This window comes from Streptomyces sp. R35, from assembly GCF_041053035.1.
Classification (GTDB): domain Bacteria; phylum Actinomycetota; class Actinomycetes; order Streptomycetales; family Streptomycetaceae; genus Streptomyces; species Streptomyces lutosisoli.
Genome location: NZ_CP163440.1, coordinates 6,997,092 through 7,016,865, shown reverse-complemented (window position 1 = coordinate 7,016,865; position 19,774 = coordinate 6,997,092). Strand labels below are relative to the sequence as shown.

Genomic DNA, 19,774 nt, shown 5'->3' with positions numbered 1-19,774 from the left:
TCAGGATTCCCAGGCCGGGCGCTGGGTCTTGAACTGGCTGAAGATCTTCTCGAAGACCTCGTCACCCGCGCCCTTCTGCTCGGCGTTCGCGCTCGCGGACATCATCTGGAGCAGCTCGCGGAACGGGAATCCCTGCAACCGGGCGTTGAACTTCGGCGCGAACGCCTGGAGCACCTGTTCGCCCATGTCGGTGATGCCGCCGACGCCTATCGCGTACAGCCGGAAGCGGCGGGCGCGCTGCTCGTCGGCGAGGACCGGGATCAACCGGTGCCAGGAGTCGGTGAGATGGCCGGTTCCGTCGGTCGGCAGACCATCCGTGACCAGGCAGATCTGCGGCCGGTAGTACTGGAGTCCGGAGGCCCGCAGCTCGGCCTTGCGGGCCGCGACGATGTGCATCGACAGCTCCAGCGCCTCCGTCATCAGCGTCACGCCGGCGGCGGTCAACTGCGGCGGCTGGAAGGTGTGCGCGGGCACGAAGGGGCTCACCGGGGCGCGCGGTGCGAGGAGTTGGGGTCCGCGCCAGGCGACGACGCCCTGGCCGCCGAAGGTGACCACGGCGACCTCGACGCTGTAGCTGAGGCTGACGTCGTCGTGCAGCTCCCGGGTCCACTCCATCAGCGCGTTGTTGAGCGCCTGGATGGGCTGTCCCGCCATGGAGCTCGACGTGTCGAGACAGAGCACGAGCGGCAGCCGCTGTGCGTTGTTCTCGAACTCGATGTCGGCGTACTCCGCCGGCATCGTGGGCGGGTATTCGCTGTGCATCTCTGTTTCTCCTGGTCTCAGGGCAGTTCAGGGCGTCTCGGAGCGTCTCGGGGCTCAGGGCCGGGTGCCTTTGGCGTGCCGTCCGGTGGTCGGCGGGAACGCGTACAGGACGTCGGAGTCCCGCTCGCGCGCGTCGGTGACGTCGACGAGTCCGCCGGGAGCCGGTGGCGGCCGCCCAGGCTCCGCCCACACCGCCCGGTACAGCACGCGGTCCAGCTCGACATAGCCCTGCGGGTGCAGTTCGGTGCGTACGACGGCGGAGCGCGCCGGCCCCGGTACGTTGCCGACCCGCCGCCCGTACCGGGGTGTCGGCGTCACCCTGAGGCGGGTGGTCGTCTCGTCGGGCGCGTGGGTGCGCGCGGCGGTGACGGGCACGGCGCCGACGCCCGGCGCGGCGAGCGCGCGGCGGGACAGGGTGCCCGCCGCGCTGGAGGAACGGCGGATCAGGAACAGGAGGACGGCGAGCAGGACGACGAGCACGACGCACAGGCCGGCGAGGAGCTGGGTCAGACCGTCCCAGCCCTTGCCGGAGGAACCTTCGTGGGATGGCTTGGAGGAGTGAGGCTTGATGGACGTCGGGGGCGAGGAGGGGGTGTTGCCATTGCCGTTGCCCTTGCCGTCTTTGGCCGCGACGGAGTACGCGTGGAGGGGCCGGTAGGCGCCCGGGTTCGCGGCGATCAGCTCACGGCCCGGCAGCGGGCCGGTGGCGAGCCGGGTGCACAGGTCCTTGGGATTCTTCAGGGCCTTGGGGCAGGCGTTGACGCTCTGCAGATCCTTCACGGCCTCGGGCGGCAGCTTGGCGATCTGTGCGTTCTCGGCCACCCAGCCGGTCTTCGCCAGCAGGAGCAGCACCGTTCCGCCCTCACCGGTCTGCGCGCCCGCCGGCACCTCGACGACGAGGTTGTCGCGCTTGTTCCATACGGTGCGCTCGACGTCCCTGCGGTTCTGACGGTCCCGCGCATCGCTGTCGAACTGCACCTGGCCGTCGAGCGTGACATGGACGGCACCCTTGTCGATCGTCTGGGACCAGCATTGGAGCCGCTCCTTGAAGGTGTCGCCGCACAAATCGTCGGCCGACGCCACCGCCCCCGCGGAAGCCGGCGCGACCGCCATTCCGAAAAGCACCGTGAGAAACAGCGAACGCCGCATGGGCAACCCCCCGTGACCTAAAGGCACACCCCCGTGGCCCTGAAAGGCACTCGCCCATAGTGGGGGCAACCGGCGTGCGCCCGGAAGGGGTTCGGGGCACACGACGGGTTTCACTTCTACAACTTGAATACCTGGTGGCAGCGGATGAACATCTGTCGCGCCCGTTCCACCCAATCACTGGCCAAAGCATCGAAATCCGCTTGTGTCATACGGCAGGTCAGCGGGAGATCGCAGACCCCGGCGAGACAGGGCCGTGGTCCTCGTACATCCCAGACGGACAACATGGGATTCAGTTGTTCGGTATTCCATGCGTTCGACGCCGCCGCGGCGACGGCCAGTTGATCCTGGCGCAGATAATGGCCGTCGGTCGCAAAGGCGACAAGAAGCCGTTTGGTGGTCATGAATCTCACCGTGACCATCCGTCCCGTTTCCTCCAGATCGAATTGCATGGACACGGAAACGGTGTCGGTCACGGTGTGGTAATTCCGCCGGCCGACCCAGTTCTGCACCAACTGCCGCCAGTGCGTGCCTACTTCGAGGATCTCGTGGCCCCGCCCACCGAGGGACCCCCGGCTGGGAACGGACTCAGGCGTCGCCACGGCCCACCGCCTCGGCGACCATCGCGTCGGTCAGCCCCGCGTCCAGCAGCGCCTGGGCGTGCAGCAGCAGACAGGAGGGCACGGACTCGCTGATGCCCTGCTTGCGGCGGTTCGCCAGCTCATGGGTGCGCACCTTGATGCTGTGGGCCACGGTGGGTGGCGGCCAGGACGCCGACTTGGGGGTCTGCTCCAGCAACTCGGCCAGCAGTTCGCCCAGTTGGGGCCGGTCCTCGGGACGCTTGGCCAGACAGTGGGCGATCAGCTCCCGCATGGCCTCGGGTACGCCGTCGAGTTCGGGTGCGGCGAGGACGACCCGGTAGCGCACGGCCTCCCCGCTGCCGTGCGGCGCGCGGCCCGTGAGGGCGTACACCAGGACTCCGCCGAGGGAGAAGACGTCGCTCGGCGGGCCCGCCTGTGCTCCCTTGATCTGCTCGGGGGACATGAACGGCGGGGTGCCGACCACGATGCCGGCCTGGGTGAGTCCGGGGGCGCCGTCGACGCGGGAGATCCCGAAGTCGATGACGCGGGGTCCGTCGGAGGCGAGGAGCACGTTCGCCGGTTTCAGGTCCCGGTGCACCACGCGGGCCGCGTGGATGGCCTGGAGCGCCTCGACCAGGCCCGCGCCGAGCCGTCGTACCTGCGGCTCGGGGAGCGGGCCGTCCGTGCGGACGGCTTCGGCGAGCGACGGTCCGGGCACGTACATGGTGGCCAGCCAGGGCAGGTCGGCCTCGGTGTCGGCGTCTATCACGGCCGCGGTGTACGCACCGCTGACCACCCGCGCCGCCGCGACCTCGCGCGCGAAGCGCTCTCTGAACTCGCCCTCCGCCGCGAGCTCGGGTCGCACCACCTTCACCGCGACCTCGCGCCCGGCCGGCGAACGGCCGAGATACACCCATCCCATGCCACCGGAGCCCAGCCGCCCCACGATGCGGTACGGGCCGATCTTCATGGGGTCACTGACGGGTGTCCGCACCCCGCTCACCTCGTTTCGGGGGTTCGTTGCAGGATGTCCCGAGTGTCCCGCGAAATGCCGCGCGCGGCAGAGGTGATGACGGAAATGAGGAGCGGGATTACGTACGTCCGCGCAGTTCCCCGCGCCCCTGAAGGGACGCGGGGAACTGCGCGAGCGACCAGTTGACCGTCACGCCCTACGCATCCGGGTCCCAGGCTATGAGCAGGTCGAAGTGGCGTCGGTCGCCGTCGAGCTTCAGGGAGTCCACCGGAAGACGGCCGTACAAGGCCAGAACCAGCTCGCTTGCTGTGCCCCGGAGGCAGGCGTCGGCCCCGTCCGGGTCCTCGCCGGCAGCGGTGGCGGGCAGCGTGGTGGCCCGCACGCCGTCGGCGGAGAGCGAGAGGCGCCAGGTTCGGCCCTCGGCGGCGTGGTAGTCGACGGCACAGGGCTCGTACGGCCAGGTGTACGGCCCTGCGCAGCAGGTGGACAGGAACTCGTCGACACCGTCGAGTGCCGCCTCGTCCGGCAGCGGCTGCGCGGAACCCAGGGCGGTCTGGGCGTCGTAGGTGTGCACCGCGGCCTCCTGGACCTGGTGCCGGGCGACGGCACCGCTGGTCTGCGGCGACTGCGACCCACCCCACCACGTCCAGCAGCCGCGATCCGGGCCGGACTCCCGCAGCGCGCTCAGCAATTGCTCCGTGGACTCGGCCGACCAGGCCAGCAGGGCCTCGCGCTCCCGGGGCGCGGCCGAGGCGTGCTCCGAAGAGGTCCCGGCCGGGGGAGCGTCGGCAGGCCCCGCGGCGACGGTGGCGGCCCATTTACGGTGCACCCCGCCCAGGTGCTGCACCAGATCCAGCAGCGTCCACTCGGGGCAGGTCGGCACCCGCACCTCAAGGCTGGGCGCGGCGGCGACCACGGCCCGGAACGCGACCGACCGTTCGTCGATCAGCCGCAGCAGGGCAGGGAACTCCAGAGCCTTTTCCACGCCGAGTGTCTATCACCGTGCTCCGACAACCGGACAGCGATTTTCACAGCCGCCGCGGCACCGGCCGTCAAGGGGCGCGGGGAACGGCGCAATCTTTTCAGCGGAGGTCTGGGGGCGCAGCCCCCAGGGATGGGACGGGTAGGGGCGGCGGGGGCGAGAAGCCTCCCGGCACCCGGGCCACCGCGGCCGGTCGTGATGACATCGCAGGTCAGGGCAAGTCGGACCGGCCGCGGAGTTTGGTTGGGGCTAGCCCAGGCGCTGCACCAGCGCGCGGTACTCGTCCCACAGCTCCGTCGGCGTGTGATCGCCGAAGGTGTTGAGGTGCTCGGGCACCAGCGCGGCCTCCTCCCGCCACACGTCCTTGTCGACCGTGAGGAGGAAGTCCAGGTCGGACTCGGACAGTTCGAGACCCTTGGTGTCGAGGGCGCCCTTGGCCGGCAGGATGCCGATCGGGGTCTCGACGCCCTCGGCACGGCCGTCCAGGCGGTCCACGATCCACTTCAGGACACGGCTGTTCTCACCGAAGCCCGGCCACACGAACTTGCCCGCGTCGTTCTTGCGGAACCAGTTCACGTAGTAGATCTTCGGGAGCTTCGCCTGGTCCTTGTCCTTGGCGACGTCGATCCAGTGACCCATGTAGTCGCCCATGTTGTAGCCGCAGAACGGCAGCATGGCGAACGGGTCGCGGCGCAGCTCGCCGACCTTGCCCTCGGCGGCGGCGGTCTTCTCGGAGGCGACGTTCGCCCCGAGGAAGACACCGTGGTTCCAGTCGAAGGACTCGGTCACCAGCGGGACCGCGGTGGCACGACGGCCGCCGAAGAGGATCGCCGAGATCGGCACGCCCTTGGGGTCCTCCCACTCGGGCGCGATGATCGGGCACTGCGAGGCGGGCACGGTGAAGCGGGCGTTGGGGTGCGCGGCGGGCGTACCGGACTCCGGCGTCCAGTCGTTGCCCTTCCAGTCGGTCAGGTGGGCCGGAGTCTCCTCCGTCATGCCCTCCCACCAGATGTCGTTGTCGTCGGTCAGCGCGACGTTGGTGAAGACGGAGTTGCCCCACAGCGTCTTCATCGCGTTGGCGTTGGTGTGCTCACCGGTGCCGGGCGCTACGCCGAAGAAACCGGCCTCGGGGTTGATCGCGTACAGCTGGCCGTCCTCGCCGAACCGCATCCACGCGATGTCGTCACCGATCGTCTCGACGGTCCAGCCGGAGACGGTGGGCTCCAGCATGGCGAGGTTCGTCTTGCCGCAGGCGCTCGGGAAGGCGGCGGCGACGTACTTCGACCCACCCTGCGGCGGCGTGAGCTTGAGGATCAGCATGTGCTCGGCGAGCCAGCCCTCGTCGCGCGCCATGACGGAGGCGATGCGCAGGGCGTAGCACTTCTTGCCGAGCAGCGCGTTGCCGCCGTAGCCCGAGCCGTACGACCAGATCTCGCGGGTCTCGGGGAAGTGCGAGATGTACTTCGTGGAGTTGCACGGCCACGGCACATCCGCCTCGCCCTCGGCCAGCGGCGCTCCGAGCGTGTGCACGGCACGCACGAAGAAGCCGTCGGTGCCGAGCTCGTCGAGGACGGGCTGTCCCATGCGGGTCATGGTGCGCATGGACACGGCGACGTAGGCGGAGTCGGTGATCTCGACGCCTATCGCGGAGAGGTCCGAGCCGAGGGGGCCCATGCAGAACGGGACGACGTACATCGTCCGGCCCTTCATCGAGCCACGGAAGACGCCCTGCTCACCGGTGAAGATCTCCCGCATCTCGGCGGGGGCCTTCCAGTGGTTGGTCGGGCCCGCGTCCTCCTCCTTCTCGGAGCAGATGAACGTCCGGTCCTCGACCCGCGCGACATCGGTCGGGTCGGAAGCGGCGTAGTACGAGTTGGGGCGCTTGATCGGATCGAGCTTCTTGAAGGTGCCCTTGAGGACGAGCTCCTCGCTCAGTCGCTCGTATTCGGCCTCGGATCCGTCACACCAGACCACGCTGTCCGGCTGGGTCAGTTCGACGATCTCGTTGACCCACGAGATCAGTTCCTTGTGCTGGGTGGGGACCGTGATGGGAGCCGCGATGTCGCGCGCCACGATTGCTCCTAAATGAAGGGTTTTGTTGTTGTGCCCCGTGGGGGCCGTGACCCGGATGCTTCACGAAGGTGGATCTCTGGCGCTCATCCGGTGCCAACCGCACTCATATGATCATCCGACGGGTCCGCCCATATGTCCAGAGGGCTTCACAGCTGAGCGGAGTGAGCATCACCACGTGTATCCGTGATTCTTTGCGTCCACGTTGGGTTCAGCTGAAGGATTCTTTGCGCTAGCGCCGCCTTGCGCGACACTCGTGAGAGCATGGCCACTCTTGGCTGTTCAGTGCGCCGTACTGACACGTAACTTACGGTTCCGTAGGTAGGATTCCGCCTATGACTGCGTCCGTCCCCGACGCGCCCCCGGACGAGCCGGCCGCCGGCCGCGGTCCCGGCGCGCTCCCCCAGCCGCATCCGGTCAAGCCCAAGCTGCGCGGCTGGCTGCATCTCGGCATGTTTCCGGCCGTGCTCATCTCCGGCCTGGTGCTCACCGCGCTCGCGTCCTCGACCCGCGGCCGCATCGCGTGCGGGATCTTCGCCCTGACGGCCTGCCTGCTGTTCGGGGTGAGCGCGCTCTACCACCGCGGCAACTGGAGCCCGCGCATGGACGGCGTACTGCGCAGACTCGACCACGCGAACATCTTCCTGATCATCGCGGGCACCTACACCCCGCTGACGATGCTGCTGCTCCCGGGGGCCAAGGGACAGTGGCTCCTGTGGAGCATCTGGGCCGCGGCGGCGGCCGGCATCGCCTTCCGGGTGTTCTGGGTCGGCGCCCCGCGCTGGCTCTACACCCCCTGCTACATAGCGATGGGCTGGGCGGCGGTCTTCTTCCTCCCGGACTTCATGCGCACGGGCGGCATCGCCGTCCTCGTCCTGGTGATCGTCGGCGGTCTGCTCTACAGCGCGGGCGGCGTGATCTACGGGATCAAGCGCCCCAACCCGTCACCGCACTGGTTCGGCTTCCACGAGGTCTTCCACTCGCTCACCCTCGCGGCGTTCGTCGTGCACTACGTCGGGATCTCGCTGGTGGCCTACCAGCACGGATAACCCCCTCCCACCAGCTTCTTTCCAGGGCCGCGGCTTACGAGCCGCGGCCCTTTGCCATGTCTTGAAAGCGCCTCCCCATTGACAGACACCATCTTTTGAGAGCTACTCTCATTTCATGGTTACTGTCACTCAGGACGATGCCGTACGGCGCGACCCCCGCCGCTGGTGGGCCCTCGGGGCCCTGGTCGCGAGCATGCTCACGCTCGGCTTCGACACAACGATCCTCAACGTGGCCCTGCCGACGATGGCGGGCCGGCTCGGCGCCACCACCGGCCAGCAGCAGTGGATGGCGGACGCGTATGTGATCGTCTTCGCGGCCCTCATGCTCCCGGCGGGACTGCTCGGCGACCGGTTCGGGCGGCGGCGGATGCTGGTCGTCGGACTCGGCATCTTCCTCGCCGGTTCCGTGATGGGCTCCCTGGCCGGCGACGTGAACTGGGTCATCGCGGCCCGCACGGTGATGGGCGTCGGCGCCGCGCTGGTCATGCCGCTCGCCCTGTCCGTGCTGCCCTCGCTCTTCGGACCCGACGAGCGCACCAAGGCCGTCGGCATCATCTCGGCCGCCTCGTCGCTCGGTCTGCCGCTCGGCCCGATCATCGGCGGCTGGCTGCTCAACCACTTCTGGTGGGGCTCGGTCTTCCTGGTCAACGTCCCGATGGCCGCGATCGGCATCGCCGCCTGCGTGTTCCTGCTGCCCGAGACCCGCGACCCCGCCTCCCCCAAGGTCGACACCCTCTCCACCGCGCTCACCGCGGCCGGGCTCGGCGCCCTCATCTACGCGATCATCGAGGCACCCGGCCGCGGCTGGGGCGACCCGCTGATCGTGGGCATGCTCGGCGCGGCCGTGGTCCTGATCGCCGCCCTGGTGCTGCGCGAGCGTCGCGTGGAACGCCCCATGCTCGACATGACACTGCTCAGCCACCGCGGGTTCCTGTTCAACACCCTCGCGGCGACCCTGGTGATGTTCGTCCTGTCCGGCCTGCTGTTCGTGCTGCCGCCGTACCTCCAGGCGGTGCTCGGCCACGACGCCCTCGGCACCGGCGTCCGGCTGCTGCCGATGATGGGCGGTCTGATCGTCGCGGCCCGGGCCGCCCAACCCGTCGTCGCCCGGTTCGGTTCCCGTGCGGTGGTCAGCGCGGGACTGGTGGTGCTGGCCTTCGCCGCACTGCTCGGCAGCCGTACGACGGTCGACTCGGGCTACGGCTTCACCGCGCTGTGGCTGTCGATCACCGGCTTCGGCTTCGGTTTCTCGGTCGTCCCCGCGATGGACGGCGCCCTCGGCGCCCTGCCCCGCGACCGGGCGGGCAGCGGCTCCGGGCTCCTCATGACGATGCGCCAGGTCGGCAGCGCGATCGGCATCGCCCTCCTCGGCAGCCTGCTGGCGAGCACCTTCCGCGACCGCCTCGACGTCACCGGTCTGCCCGCGAAGGCGGCCGACACCGCCGGGCAGTCCGTGGTCGCGGCGCACATCGTCGCCCAGAAGGCGGGCTCGGCCGATCTCGTGGCCTCCGCGAACAGCGCGTACGTCCACGGCATGAGCCTGGTCCTGGTGGTGTGCGGCATCGCGGCCCTCGTCACCGCCCTGCTGGCCGCCGCGTTCCTCCCCAACACTCCGGTCGCGCACGCCACTGAGGAGGACGAGGACCCGGCCATGGCCACGGTTCCGGCGGATGCCGGAGAATAAGCATCATGACGGCCGCACGAACCTCCACCCCCGCCGACCGCCCCCAGCTGGGACTCCGCGAGCGGAAGAAGATCAAGACCCGCGAGGCCATCCGCACCGCGACCTACGGACTGGTCATGGAGCAGGGGTACGACGCGACGACGATCGAGCAGATCGCCGAGCGCGCCGAGGTGTCGCCGTCGACCGTCTTCCGCTACTTCCCCACCAAGGAGGACATCGTCCTCACGGACGAGTTCGACCCGCTCATCATGGAGGAGGTGCGGGCCCGGCCCGCCGACGAGCCCTGGCCGGACACCATCCGGTATGTGATGCGGAAGGCCGCCCAGGTCGGCATCGAGGAGGACGCCGAGGTGGCCCGGCTGCGGACCCATCTGCTGGCCCAGGTCCCGGCGGTGCGCTCTCGGATGATGGAGAGCATGTCGGTCACCGGCAGCATGCTCTGCCAGGCCATCGGCGAGCGCACCGGCCGGGACCCGGAGAGCCTGGAGGTGCGGGTCTACGCGATGTCCTTCATCGGCGGCCTGATGGAGACCTCCCTGTACTGGGCCGAGAACGGCCACCAGGACGACTTCCTGAACCTCATCGACCGCACCATGGACGTCCTGGAACACGGCCTCCCCACCGAAAAGCCCTGAGGCAGGGGCCCTGCCCCGTGGCATCCTGACCCGGTGAACGGACCCGAGATCCACGTCGACTTCGCCCCCGAGCTGACGGTGTTCGTCCCGAACGACCGCCGCCGGGGCGCCACCGCCCTCGTCACCGACGGCGTCTCGACCCTCGGCCATGTCGTCGAGTCGCTCGGCGTCCCGCTGACGGAGGCCGGCGCCCTGGTCGTGGACGGCCGTCAGGTGCCGTTCTCGCACATCCCGGCGGCCGGCGAGTCGGTGGAGGTGCGCGCGGTCGAGCGCCCTCAGCAGGTCCCCGGCGCCCCGCTCCGCTTCCTCCTCGACGTCCACCTCGGCACCCTCGCCCGCCGGCTGCGGCTGCTGGGCGTCGACACGGCGTACGAGTCGACGGACATCGGCGACCCGGCCCTCGCCGCCCGCTCGGCGGCCGAGCGGCGCGTCATGCTCAGCCGCGACCGCGGACTGCTGCGCCGCCGCGAGCTGTGGGCGGGCGCGTTCGTCTACAGCACCCGGCCCGACGACCAACTCCGTGACGTACTGGGCCGGTTCGCGCCCGAGCTGAAGCCCTGGACGCGCTGTACGGCGTGCAACGGCCTGCTCGGGGAGGCCACGAAGGAACAGGTCGCGCACCAGTTGGAGGGCGGCACACAGCGGTCGTACGACGTGTTCGCCCAGTGCGGGGACTGCGGGCGCGCGTACTGGAAGGGCGCGCACCACGACCGCCTTGAGGCCATCGTGGAGCACGCCCTCGCCGAGTTCGGGAGCTGACTCAGGTCCAGGCCGTACCCGCACCAGTCAGCAGCCCCTTGAAGGTCACTTACGCTTCACCAGATCCTTCGCCCCGCAGGCCAGTCCGTCCTTGCTGGGGTCGAGACCCAGGGGATCGTCCTTGCCGTTGACCTTCAGGCGCCCGTAGTCGTTCTTCTTCAGCCAGGCGCAGCGGGAGGCCGTCGTCTTCTTCACGCCGTCCGGGAAGACGGTCGGCACGCAGACGTTGACCGTCCCGTAGTGGCGGTCGCAGCCGGAGATCGTGGTGCTCACCTTCTGCCCGGCGCGCTTCTTGCCCGCCTTCGTGACCGTGCCCTCCAGGGAGTCGGCGAAGGAGTGGACATGCGCCGACGCGGTGTCCGTGGCCAGCGCGGACGGGCCCTGGAGGTGCACCCACTTGGCCACCGACGGCACGCCGTTGGCGTCGACCGCGAAGAGCATGTACCAGCCGGGCGGTGCCAGGTTGGGGTTGCTCGTCACGTTCAGGTCGACGTTGTTGCCGTCGACGGACAGCGGCAGATCGACGTACCGCTGGTTCGGGTCGGAGGAGTGCGTCACCGCGGCGGGCCGGATCAGCTCCGCCTTCACGATGGGCCGGTCCACCGTGATCCGCTGCGTGTCCCCGTACACCCACTCGTTGTCGATCACCGAAGTGATCGCCGGGCGGGTGCCCTTGAGCAGGTAGGGCGGGGTGTAGATGGACACGTTGTGGTTCCAGGTGCCGTTGCCCGGGTTGTCGCCGGTCGCCATCACCCGGCCGTCGGGCAGCAGGAACGCGGAGGAGTGGTAGCCGCGGGCCTCCGGGTCGGCGGCCACCGGGTCGAACGTCGAGGACGCCGGGTCGAAGATCGACGCCTCGTAGACGGGGTTGGCACGGTTGTGCAGACCGCCGCCCGTCTCCAGGACCTTGCCGTCGGGCAGCAGTACGGCGGAGACGTACATCTTGCCCTGGTTGCCGGTCTCGGCCACCTTGCCGTTGCCCAGGTCCACCGTGCCCTGCGGGATCTGCGGGCCGACGGTGTACGCCGGGTTGGCGGCCTTGAGGTCGATGATGTCGGTCAGCCGGTTGGCGTCCGGGTTGGAGTCGATGTTGCCGCCGCCGAGCGTCAGCACCTTCTGGTCCTGGGCCGGGGGCAGCAGCACGCTGGCGGACTGGTCGCGTTCGTCCTTGTTCTGGAGTCCCGGGATCGCCGTCGTCGTGTTGGCGTCGTAGTCGTAGATCGCGGAACCGGTGCCCGGGGTGCCGTTGCCGAAGACATGGCTGCCCGAGTAGAAGAGGCGGCCGTCCTGCATCAGGATCATCGACGGGTACAGACCCCAGAACGACCAGGTCTGGTTGACCTTCCACAGCGGCAGCCACTGCTGCTCCGAGGCCGACCAGCGCTCGGCGGTCACCGAGCCGGAGGAGTCCTCGCGCAGCCCGCCGAACGAGATGATGTCACCGTTGCCCAGCTCGGTGGCGGACGGATACCAGTGGCCGTCGTTCAGGTCGTTGGTCTTGCTGTACGTCTCGGTGACCGGGTCGAAGATGTACGAGTCCTTGTACCCCTCGTACCCGTGCCCGCCCGCGACCGGGAACGCCTTGTTGCCGCTCATCACCAGCACCCGCCCGTCGGCGAGCTGGACGTGACCGGAGCAGAACATGTCCTTGGGCGTGGGGATCGTCTTGTACGTGCCGTTCACCGGGTCGTAGACCGCGCTGGTGAACGTGCCCGCGTCGAAGTTCTCCTCGCTGTTGCCGGACCCGGCGATCAGCAGGACCTTGCCGTTGTTGAGGACGACGGAGTGCATGGAGCGGACCGGGTTCTGCGTGGGCAGCACCGTCCACTTGCCGTTGGCGCACTCGTCGGCCGTGCCGGTGCAGGTGGCCGGCGGGATCGGGTCGGAGACCTGTTCCATCGTGTAGTCGTCGGTGGTCGCGGAGCCCGTGCCGTACACCGAGACACCCCAGGTGATGCGGTCCGTGCCCGCCGGAACGGCAGGGGTCCGGACGCTCGCCTGGGTGTAACTGCCCGCCATGTCCAGGGTCTTGAGGTCGGTCCAGTACTGCCAGCCGGCCGTCGTGTCGTGCCGGAAGAGCGTGATGGCGGCGTCGGGAGTCGTCGTCTTGTACCAGAGCCCGAGGTCGTACTGCTTGCCCGCGGTGACCGTCGGCGCGCAGGTGGCGGACTCCGTGATCAGCGCCTTGCGGTCGCCGTCGGCGCGCCGGGTCAGCGAGACCTTCATGGCCTTGCTGCCGGAGTGGGCGTCGGCGACGGTCGAGAAGGTGAAGTCGTTGTCGCCCCAGCCCGACTTCTCCCAGCAGTACGGCATGTCGTCGCTGCCGGCGGTCTCGAAGCCGGGGTTGGTGACGAGGTTGGCGGCGGACGCGGGCTGCGGCGAGACGAGCAGCAGTCCGGCGGCCAGGCCCGCCACGGCCAGTAGTGAGGTTCTCCGCCTTGGTCGTACCCGGTAGGTCACAGGGTTCTCCTTGTTGTGCGGCCGCGGCTCCCGCCCGCGTGCTTGCCGCTGCGGCGCGGCAGATAGACCAGCGCTTCGGTCCCCGCGAAGCGCAGGACGAAGGTCGTCACCAGGGCCAGTGCGGTGGCGGAGAGTGCGCCCATCCCGAAGCGGTCGACGAAGAGCGCGATCAGCGGAATGCGCAGCACCAGATCGGCGTTGGCGAGCAGCGCGAACCGGCCGGCACGGTCCCACCAGTGCCGGTGCCCCCGGCGTTCGCGGAAGAGGAGATGCTCGATGAGCAGGAAGTTCCAGGCCACCCCGAGCTGGTTGGCGAGGATCTCCGCCGGTACGTAGTGCATGCCGGCGGCGGTGAGCGCGTACAGGCCGAGCAGGTTCGGTACGAAGCCGGTGGCGCCGATCAGTCCGAAGACCACCATGCGGGCGACCGGCGAGGCGGTGCGCAGCCCGACGAGGTGGCGCAGGAACCGGAAGCCCTCCTGCGCGGTCGACTTGGACTCGCCCGCGAACCGGTCCTGGAAGACGAAGGGCACCTCGGTGACCTGACGGGGGCGGCTGCGCACGGCGAGTTCGAGGAGGATCTTGTAGCCGAGCGGCTGGAGGACGTCCGCGGTGACCGCGCTGCGGCGGATCGCGAAGAACCCGCTCATCGGGTCGCTGATGCCGCGCAGCTTGCGCGGGAAGAGCGTCTTGGTCAGCCAGGTCGCGCCGCGCGAGACGGCGATGCGGTAGCCGCCCGCGAGCCCTTCGCGGCTGCCGCCCTTGATGTAACGGCTGGCGACGACGAGCCCGGCGTGCGCGCGCTCACCGGAGGCGACCAACTCCGGTACCAGGGACGGCGGATGCTGGCAGTCGCCGTCCATGACGACGATCCAGTCGGAGCTCGCCGCCTTCAGCCCCTCCACGACCGCGCCGCCGAGCCCGCCCACGGGTTCGTCGCGGTGCAGCACGGTGACGGGGAACGGGCAGTCCTGCGCGGCCTGGGAGATCACCTGAGGGGTGTCGTCCGTGGAGTCGTCCACGAAGACGACCTCGCAGGGCAGGTGGGACGGCACCGCCTCCGTGATCTGGTGCAGCAGCTCGCGGATGTTCGCGGACTCGTTGAACGTCGGGACGACGATGGTGACGGCGCCCGGCTCCGGCACTGTATTTTCGCGCTCGGTTCGCCTCCGGGGCGTTCCAGCCGGTGTCGAGAGGGCGATCGTGCTCAACCCTTCGGGCCTCCGCGCGTTCGCCCTCTCGACACCGGCGCACCCCTTCGGCTCACTCGCGGTGGCGGCGCGTATGGCCGGATCGCCCAGCTCGTCCGGGACAGTGCTTTCGAAGCTTTCGAAGCTGGTCATCGACTGCCTCCGGAACTGGCCGTGGTGGTGGTGTCGTTGATGTGCCGGATCTCGATGCGGTCCGCGCCCTTGCCGAAGGTGGCGACCGGCGTCGAGTGCTCGATCGCGGCCTTGACGTTGGGCAGGTCGACCGCGTCGCGCCGTACCGTCGGGGAGGCGACGACGTAGTCGAGGTCGCGCCAGCCGCGCGGCATCGTCTTGGTCACCGCGGGGTCGAGGTCGGCCTTGTAGAACCAGATGACGCCGAGGCCGGGCTGGTATCCGTCGTGGACGAGGTCGAGCCAGAGCGCGTCGTCGACGAGGACCCGGGTGCTCCTGGGATCCTTCACCTCGGTCTTCAGCCACGCGGAGGCCGCCCGGTAGGGGGCGTTGGCGTCGGTGGTCATGGCGGTGTGGTCGCCGTCGTACCAGCGGGGCACGACATAGGCGCCCGCCGCCACCACGAGCACGGCCGCCAGCCCGCGGCGCGACCAGGTGACGTACGGCTTCTCCTCCTCGCTGCGCCACCTGCGCAGCACCGCGTGCGCGACGCTGGCGGTGCCGCCGGCGAGGACGAGGGCGAGGAACGGCAGCGCCTGGATGACGTACATCGCGGGCAGATAGCCGCTCGGCCGCAGCGCCACCAGGGCGAGGATCGCCACGGTGAACGCGGGTCCGGCGAGAGCGCGCGCGGTCACCGACCAGCGCCAGGTGACCAGGAGCAGCAGGGCGCCGACGAGGCCGCCGAGGGGCAGCACGCGGTCGTAGTACAGCCAGGAGTGCAGGACGCCGTACGAGCCGGTGCCCTGGTCGAGGATGAAGCCGGAGCCGGGGCGGCTCATCTGGTAGGCGATGCCGTCCCACAGCGACACATGGCCGGAGCCCGGGAACAACTCGCCCTTGAGCAGGGCGAAGAGCGGATACGCCATGCCGATCAGGGCACAGGCTGTGATGGCTCCGGTGAGCGCGAACTTGCGGGTGTCACGGTGGCCGTGGCGCCACATGGTGACCAGCAGTGCGGGCAGGATGACGAGCATCGTCTCCTTGGTGAGCACGGCCGCGGCGGCCGCGATGCCCGCACCGAAGTGGTGCCAGAGATGACGGCTCGGCGAGGCCGCCAGGCAGAACGCCAGCAGCATCCACATCACCGCGATGTTGTCCAGGAAGATCTCGCGCTGGAGGACGACCGACAGCGGCGAGAGCCCGAAGAGCAGCATCGCGAGCCCGGCCGCCCACTGCGGCAGCGAGAGACGGCGTGCGAGGACGTAGACGAGGACCGCGCTGATGGCACTGATCAGCAGCATCGCGACCCGCATCGAGCCGACGGTCATCAGCGACGGGCTGAGGTGCGCGGGGATCCAGGTCAGCGCGGCTATCTGGATCCAGCCGAGCGGCGGGTGGTCGTACCAGTACGTGTAGTGGGCCATGCCCTTGCCCTGCTGCACGGCCCACGCCTGGGCGAGATAGGTGCCCTCGTCGTCGCTGAGGGTGGGGTAGTCGGCGATGTTCCAGCCCTGGACGACGAGGATCGCCGCGAGGAGCACCGCGCACAGGATCAGATCCGAGCGCGAGCTGCGAAAACGCAGCACCGGAGTGGGGTTGGGGACGATTTTGGGCGCACGGGGCCGCTGCGCGGGGACCGTGGTGGTGGTCGCCGCGGGAAGAGTGGAGGTCACGCAGGAACGTCCTCTCGGATCACTTCGGTGAGATGCGCGCCGACATGACTGGTCAACTCCCAGTCATTGCGGCCCCGTTGCTCGCGCCATACGGCACGCACGGCCGCGCCCGCCAGCAGCACCTGGTAGAAGGGACCGCCGGCAATGAGCTTCAGGTAGTGGATGAAGCGGACTCGAAGCCCGTACTGCTTGCCGAAGTCATGCAGTCCGACGAGCTCGAAGACGAAGGTGACCAGGGCGGTCACGGCCGGCAGGAAGGTGATGAACGCGACGCCGACGGGCACGTCGAGGAAGAGCGCGATGGCCACGTTGAGCGGGATGACCACACCGGAGATGGCCTGGAGGTACGGCGTCATCAGTGTGTAGCGGGCGAGCAACCGCTGCCCGAAGCCGGGGAGTTGCTTCCAGTCCTTCTTCCGGTAGACCTGGAGGAAGCCCTGGTTCCACCGGGTGCGCTGCTTCATCAGCGACATCAGCGAGCCCGGGGTCTCCTCCCGGGTCACCATGTCGGAGTCGTACGCGACGACGACTTTCTTGCCGACACTGGAGAGCCGCACACCCAGGTCGCAGTCCTCGGCAAGGCAGTTGGGGTCCCAGCCGTCGGCTTCCCGCAGGACGTTCGTCCGCACGAAGACGGTGTTGCCGCCGAGCGGGATGAATCCCTTCTGCGCGTGCAGATGCAGCCGGGAGCGGAACCAGAAGAAGTACTCCAGGCAGTTGCGCAGGCTGTACCAGCTGGAGTTGAAGTTGATGAGCTGGACACCGCCCTGGACGACATCGGCGTCCGTGGTGCGGAACGCGTGGTCGACGTGGGCGAGCAGCTCGGGATGGACCTGGTCCTCGGCGTCGAAGACCCCGACCACATCGCCGCGACAGTGCGGCAGAGCCGTGTTCATGGCCTTCGGCTTGTTCTTCTTCTCGTGATGGTCGACGACGACACGGACGCGCGGGTCGCGCTCCTCGGCGCTCCGGGCCACCGCGGTGGTCTCCGGGTCGTCGTGGCCGACGATCACGATGATCTCGAAGTCGGTGTGGCTGGATTCCAGCAGCCGCTGGATGGTGTGGTCGAGCACGGCCTGCTCGTGCCGCGCGGGCAGCAGCAGCGAGAAGGACAGGCTCTCACCGCCGTCCGGACTGCTGAACCGGGTGGAAGCAAGCACCTCGGGCGTACGCCACGCGTGCATCTGCCACCACAAAGTGAAGGCTGCCATCCAGAACAAGGCCAGCGAAACGGCAGCGATGAAGACAGACGTGAGCACAGATCCCCCCAGATCCCCAAAAGCCCCCAGTCACGACGGTGAGTCACACCTGTCGCGTCAGGTTGCAGAGACTATGGGTGAACTGTGAAGCACGCGGGTTGCTCTGGTGAAGAGCGTGTTTCATCACGCTCGGTCGACTAACTGAACAATCTGAACACTGGTGGCGTTTGGGCCGGTTGGGGAACGGCCGTTTCAGCCGCTCAGCGCCGTGCCGAGCCGGTCGGGATCGGTCGTCGGGGTGTCACAAGTGAAGTTACGGCAGACATACGCGGCCGGTTTCCCGTTCACCAACGGTCGACCGGAAAGCAGCGGCAGCTCATCGCTCTCCGGCGCTCCCACGGCGACGACAGCACCCGGCGCGGTGGCCAGAAGTGCCGTACGGTGCAGGGCCTTTGTGGCCGGATCGTCGCCCGGCCCCACGATCGCGACCTCACGCGGCCCGTCCAGGAGCGCCTCGGCCACCGCCAGACCCCAGCCGATGAAGCGGGGCGCGCGCGGCCCGAGCGCCTTCACCACGCCCAACGCCCGCTCGGCGGCTGTGCGATGGGGTTGGGCGCCGGTCTGTGCGGCATAGCTCAGCAGCGCCCCGGCCGCCGCACTCCAGCCGGAGGGCGTGGCGTTGTCCGTCGGATCCTGCGGTCGGCGGATCAACTGCTCGGCGTCGCCCGCCGTGTCGTACAGCGCGCCCGACTCGGCATCCGTGAACTGCACGATCACGTGGTCGAGCAGGAACCCGGCGAATTCCAGCCAGACCCCTTCCCCCGTGACGGACGCGAGTGCGAGGAACCCCTCGGCGACATCCGCGTAGTCCTCCAACACCCCTGCGTTCGACCCGACTTGACCGTCCTTGCTGGTGCGGGACAGCCGTGCGCGATCGTCCATGTGCAGCCGTACGAGGAGGTCGGCGGCGCCGATCGCGGCGTCCACGAGGTCGGGGCGCTCGAAGTAGGCGCCGGTCTCCGCGAGGGCGGCGACGGCGAGCCCGTTCCAGGCGGCGACCACCTTGTCGTCGCGGCCGGGGGCGGGCCGCTCGGCACGCGCGGCGAGCAGCCGTGTGTGGATCGAGGCGATCCGGTCGGCGTCGAAAACGCCCTCGTGCTGCGGAAGCTGGAGGACGGAGGCCCCCTCTTCGAAGGTGCCCTTCTCCGTCACCCCGAAGTAATGGGCGGCGAGCCCGGCGTCCTCCTCGCCGAGCACTTCGCGGAGCTGCGCCGGCGTCCACACGTAGTACGCGCCCTCGACGTGCCTGCCGGTCCCGTCGTCGCTGTCGGCGTCGAGGGCGGAGGCGAACCCGCCCTCGTTGGTACGGAGTTCACGCACCATGAAGTCCGCGGTTTCGAGGGCGACACGGCGGGCGAGCTCGGAGCCGGTGGCACGCCAGAGGTGGGCGTACACCCTGCACAGCAGGGCGTTGTCGTACAGCATCTTCTCGAAGTGGGGTACCAGAGGTCCACCAGCCCTCGGCGTCAGTACGTACCGGTGGAACCCGCCTCCCACCTGGTCGTACAGGCTCGAACGGGCCATCGCGCCGCACAGCCCTTCTGCCATCTCCAGCGCGGCCACGGAGCCGGCCCGCGCGTGGTGGCGCAACAGGAACTCGATCACCATCGACGGCGGGAACTTGGTGTCTCCCTTGAACCAGCCGCTCGCGGGATCGATGTCCCGGGTCAGTTGGAGGAGGGCCAGGGCCTGGGTCTCCTCGGTGGGCGTCCCGGCGTCCCCGGTGCTCAGCTCCCGCCCGGCGAGGTCCCGCGTGATCTTCCCCGCGACTTCTCCCACCTCGTCCCGTCGGCTCGTCCAGGCGTTGTGCACGCCTTCGAGCACCTGGCGGAAGGACGGCATGCCATGGCGAGCCTCGGGCGGGAAGTACGTGCCGAAGTAGAAGGGCTCCCCGTCCGGCGTCATGAACACGGACATAGGCCAGCCGCCCTGCCCGGTGGCGGCTTGAACCGCCTCCATGTACACAGCGTCCACATCGGGACGCTCTTCACGGTCCACCTTGACGGACACGAAGTGCTCGTTCATGTACGCAGCCGTGTCGTGGTCCTCGAAGGACTCGTGCGCCATCACGTGACACCAGTGGCACGCGCTGTAGCCGACACTCAAGAACACGGGGACGTCGCGCCGCCGGGCCTTTTCGAACGCGTCGGTCTCCCATGGCCACCAGTCAACGGGGTTGTCCGCGTGCTGAAGGAGATACGGGGACGTGGCCTGCGCGAGTCGGTTGGGCATACCCCCATCCTTGCGCACCCACCTCCGCCCCGCCCATGCGCCACAGGGGCAGCGCACGAACGGGGCGGAGGGGTGCCGGCTCAGTGCTCGCGCGGCCGGACCGGCTGACGAATGTCGGCACTGCGCCACCACCACAGACCCCGGCAGGCGGGGAGGGTGAGCCCGAAGAACGCCCCGCACCGGG

Annotated in this window: 15 protein-coding genes; 4 read left to right on the top strand and 11 right to left on the bottom strand. The window is 69.2% G+C overall.

Annotated elements, in window-relative coordinates; all coding sequences use genetic code 11:
- From AB5J50_RS31925 to AB5J50_RS31900, 6 genes are all read right to left on the bottom strand, one after another.
- Nucleotides 1-762, bottom strand: coding sequence for a hypothetical protein (locus tag AB5J50_RS31925; RefSeq protein ID WP_369261620.1), 762 nt, complete (start codon nt 760-762; stop codon nt 1-3).
- A gap of 54 nt (nt 763-816) precedes the next feature.
- Complete coding sequence (locus tag AB5J50_RS31920) at nt 817-1,875, bottom strand: hypothetical protein (RefSeq protein WP_369261619.1); 1,059 nt, start codon at nt 1,873-1,875, stop codon at nt 817-819.
- A 152-nt stretch (nt 1,876-2,027) separates the two neighbouring features.
- Nucleotides 2,028-2,384: a hypothetical protein gene (locus AB5J50_RS31915; RefSeq protein ID WP_369261618.1), complete on the bottom strand. Its 357-nt coding sequence runs from the start codon at nt 2,382-2,384 to the stop codon at nt 2,028-2,030.
- A gap of 112 nt (nt 2,385-2,496) precedes the next feature.
- Nucleotides 2,497-3,483: a serine/threonine-protein kinase gene (locus AB5J50_RS31910; RefSeq protein ID WP_369261616.1), complete on the bottom strand. Its 987-nt coding sequence runs from the start codon at nt 3,481-3,483 to the stop codon at nt 2,497-2,499.
- Nucleotides 3,484-3,658: 175 nt separating this feature from the next.
- Complete coding sequence (locus AB5J50_RS31905) at nt 3,659-4,447, bottom strand: maleylpyruvate isomerase family mycothiol-dependent enzyme (protein ID WP_369261614.1); 789 nt, start codon at nt 4,445-4,447, stop codon at nt 3,659-3,661.
- A 246-nt stretch (nt 4,448-4,693) separates the two neighbouring features.
- On the bottom strand, nt 4,694-6,517 hold the full coding sequence (locus tag AB5J50_RS31900) for a phosphoenolpyruvate carboxykinase (GTP) (protein ID WP_369261612.1): 1,824 nt from the start codon (nt 6,515-6,517) through the stop codon (nt 4,694-4,696).
- A gap of 332 nt (nt 6,518-6,849) precedes the next feature.
- Between AB5J50_RS31900 and AB5J50_RS31895 the strand changes: the two genes are divergently transcribed.
- The 4 genes from AB5J50_RS31895 (at nt 6,850) to AB5J50_RS31880 (ending at nt 10,641) form a co-directional block, all read left to right on the top strand.
- Nucleotides 6,850-7,563 (top strand): hemolysin III family protein, encoded by a 714-nt coding sequence (locus AB5J50_RS31895; RefSeq protein ID WP_369261611.1) that lies wholly within the window; start codon nt 6,850-6,852, stop codon nt 7,561-7,563.
- Nucleotides 7,564-7,678: 115 nt separating this feature from the next.
- A complete protein-coding gene (locus tag AB5J50_RS31890; protein ID WP_369261610.1) occupies nt 7,679-9,247 on the top strand; it encodes an MFS transporter in 1,569 nt (522 codons plus the stop codon).
- Between the two features lie 5 nt (nt 9,248-9,252).
- Nucleotides 9,253-9,882 (top strand): TetR/AcrR family transcriptional regulator, encoded by a 630-nt coding sequence (locus AB5J50_RS31885; protein WP_369261608.1) that lies wholly within the window; start codon nt 9,253-9,255, stop codon nt 9,880-9,882.
- Between the two features lie 33 nt (nt 9,883-9,915).
- Nucleotides 9,916-10,641, top strand: coding sequence for a Mut7-C RNAse domain-containing protein (locus AB5J50_RS31880; protein ID WP_327431284.1), 726 nt, complete (start codon nt 9,916-9,918; stop codon nt 10,639-10,641).
- A 45-nt stretch (nt 10,642-10,686) separates the two neighbouring features.
- On the opposite strand, the gene AB5J50_RS31875 is transcribed toward AB5J50_RS31880, so the two are convergent.
- The 5 genes from AB5J50_RS31875 to AB5J50_RS31855 form a co-directional block, all read right to left on the bottom strand.
- Nucleotides 10,687-12,954, bottom strand: a complete 2,268-nt coding sequence (locus AB5J50_RS31875; RefSeq protein ID WP_369265572.1) for a galactose oxidase-like domain-containing protein — start codon at nt 12,952-12,954, stop codon at nt 10,687-10,689.
- A gap of 143 nt (nt 12,955-13,097) precedes the next feature.
- A complete protein-coding gene (locus AB5J50_RS31870; protein WP_369261606.1) occupies nt 13,098-14,246 on the bottom strand; it encodes a glycosyltransferase in 1,149 nt (382 codons plus the stop codon).
- A gap of 194 nt (nt 14,247-14,440) precedes the next feature.
- Nucleotides 14,441-16,099, bottom strand: a complete 1,659-nt coding sequence (locus tag AB5J50_RS31865) for an ArnT family glycosyltransferase (protein ID WP_369261604.1) — start codon at nt 16,097-16,099, stop codon at nt 14,441-14,443.
- A complete protein-coding gene (locus AB5J50_RS31860) occupies nt 16,096-17,358 on the bottom strand; it encodes a glycosyltransferase (protein WP_327431281.1) in 1,263 nt (420 codons plus the stop codon). The genes AB5J50_RS31865 and AB5J50_RS31860 overlap by 4 nt, the downstream gene beginning before the upstream one ends.
- Before the next feature lie 192 nt (nt 17,359-17,550).
- Nucleotides 17,551-19,590, bottom strand: coding sequence for a thioredoxin domain-containing protein (locus AB5J50_RS31855; protein ID WP_369261602.1), 2,040 nt, complete (start codon nt 19,588-19,590; stop codon nt 17,551-17,553).
- Between the last annotated feature and the right edge of the window lie 184 nt (nt 19,591-19,774).

Excerpts from the sequence above, each read along its gene's own strand:
- AB5J50_RS31925 (WP_369261620.1), bottom strand. The coding sequence starts at position 762 with ATGCACAGCGAATACCCGCCCACGATGCCGGCGGAGTACGCCGACATC.
- AB5J50_RS31920 (WP_369261619.1), bottom strand. The coding sequence starts at position 1,875 with ATGGCGGTCGCGCCGGCTTCCGCGGGGGCGGTGGCGTCGGCCGACGAT.
- AB5J50_RS31895 (WP_369261611.1), top strand. The coding sequence starts at position 6,850 with ATGACTGCGTCCGTCCCCGACGCGCCCCCGGACGAGCCGGCCGCCGGC.
- AB5J50_RS31890 (WP_369261610.1), top strand. The coding sequence starts at position 7,679 with ATGGTTACTGTCACTCAGGACGATGCCGTACGGCGCGACCCCCGCCGC.
- AB5J50_RS31885 (WP_369261608.1), top strand. The coding sequence starts at position 9,253 with ATGACGGCCGCACGAACCTCCACCCCCGCCGACCGCCCCCAGCTGGGA.
- AB5J50_RS31875 (WP_369265572.1), bottom strand. The coding sequence starts at position 12,954 with ATGCCGTACTGCTGGGAGAAGTCGGGCTGGGGCGACAACGACTTCACC.
- AB5J50_RS31855 (WP_369261602.1), bottom strand. The coding sequence starts at position 19,590 with ATGCCCAACCGACTCGCGCAGGCCACGTCCCCGTATCTCCTTCAGCAC.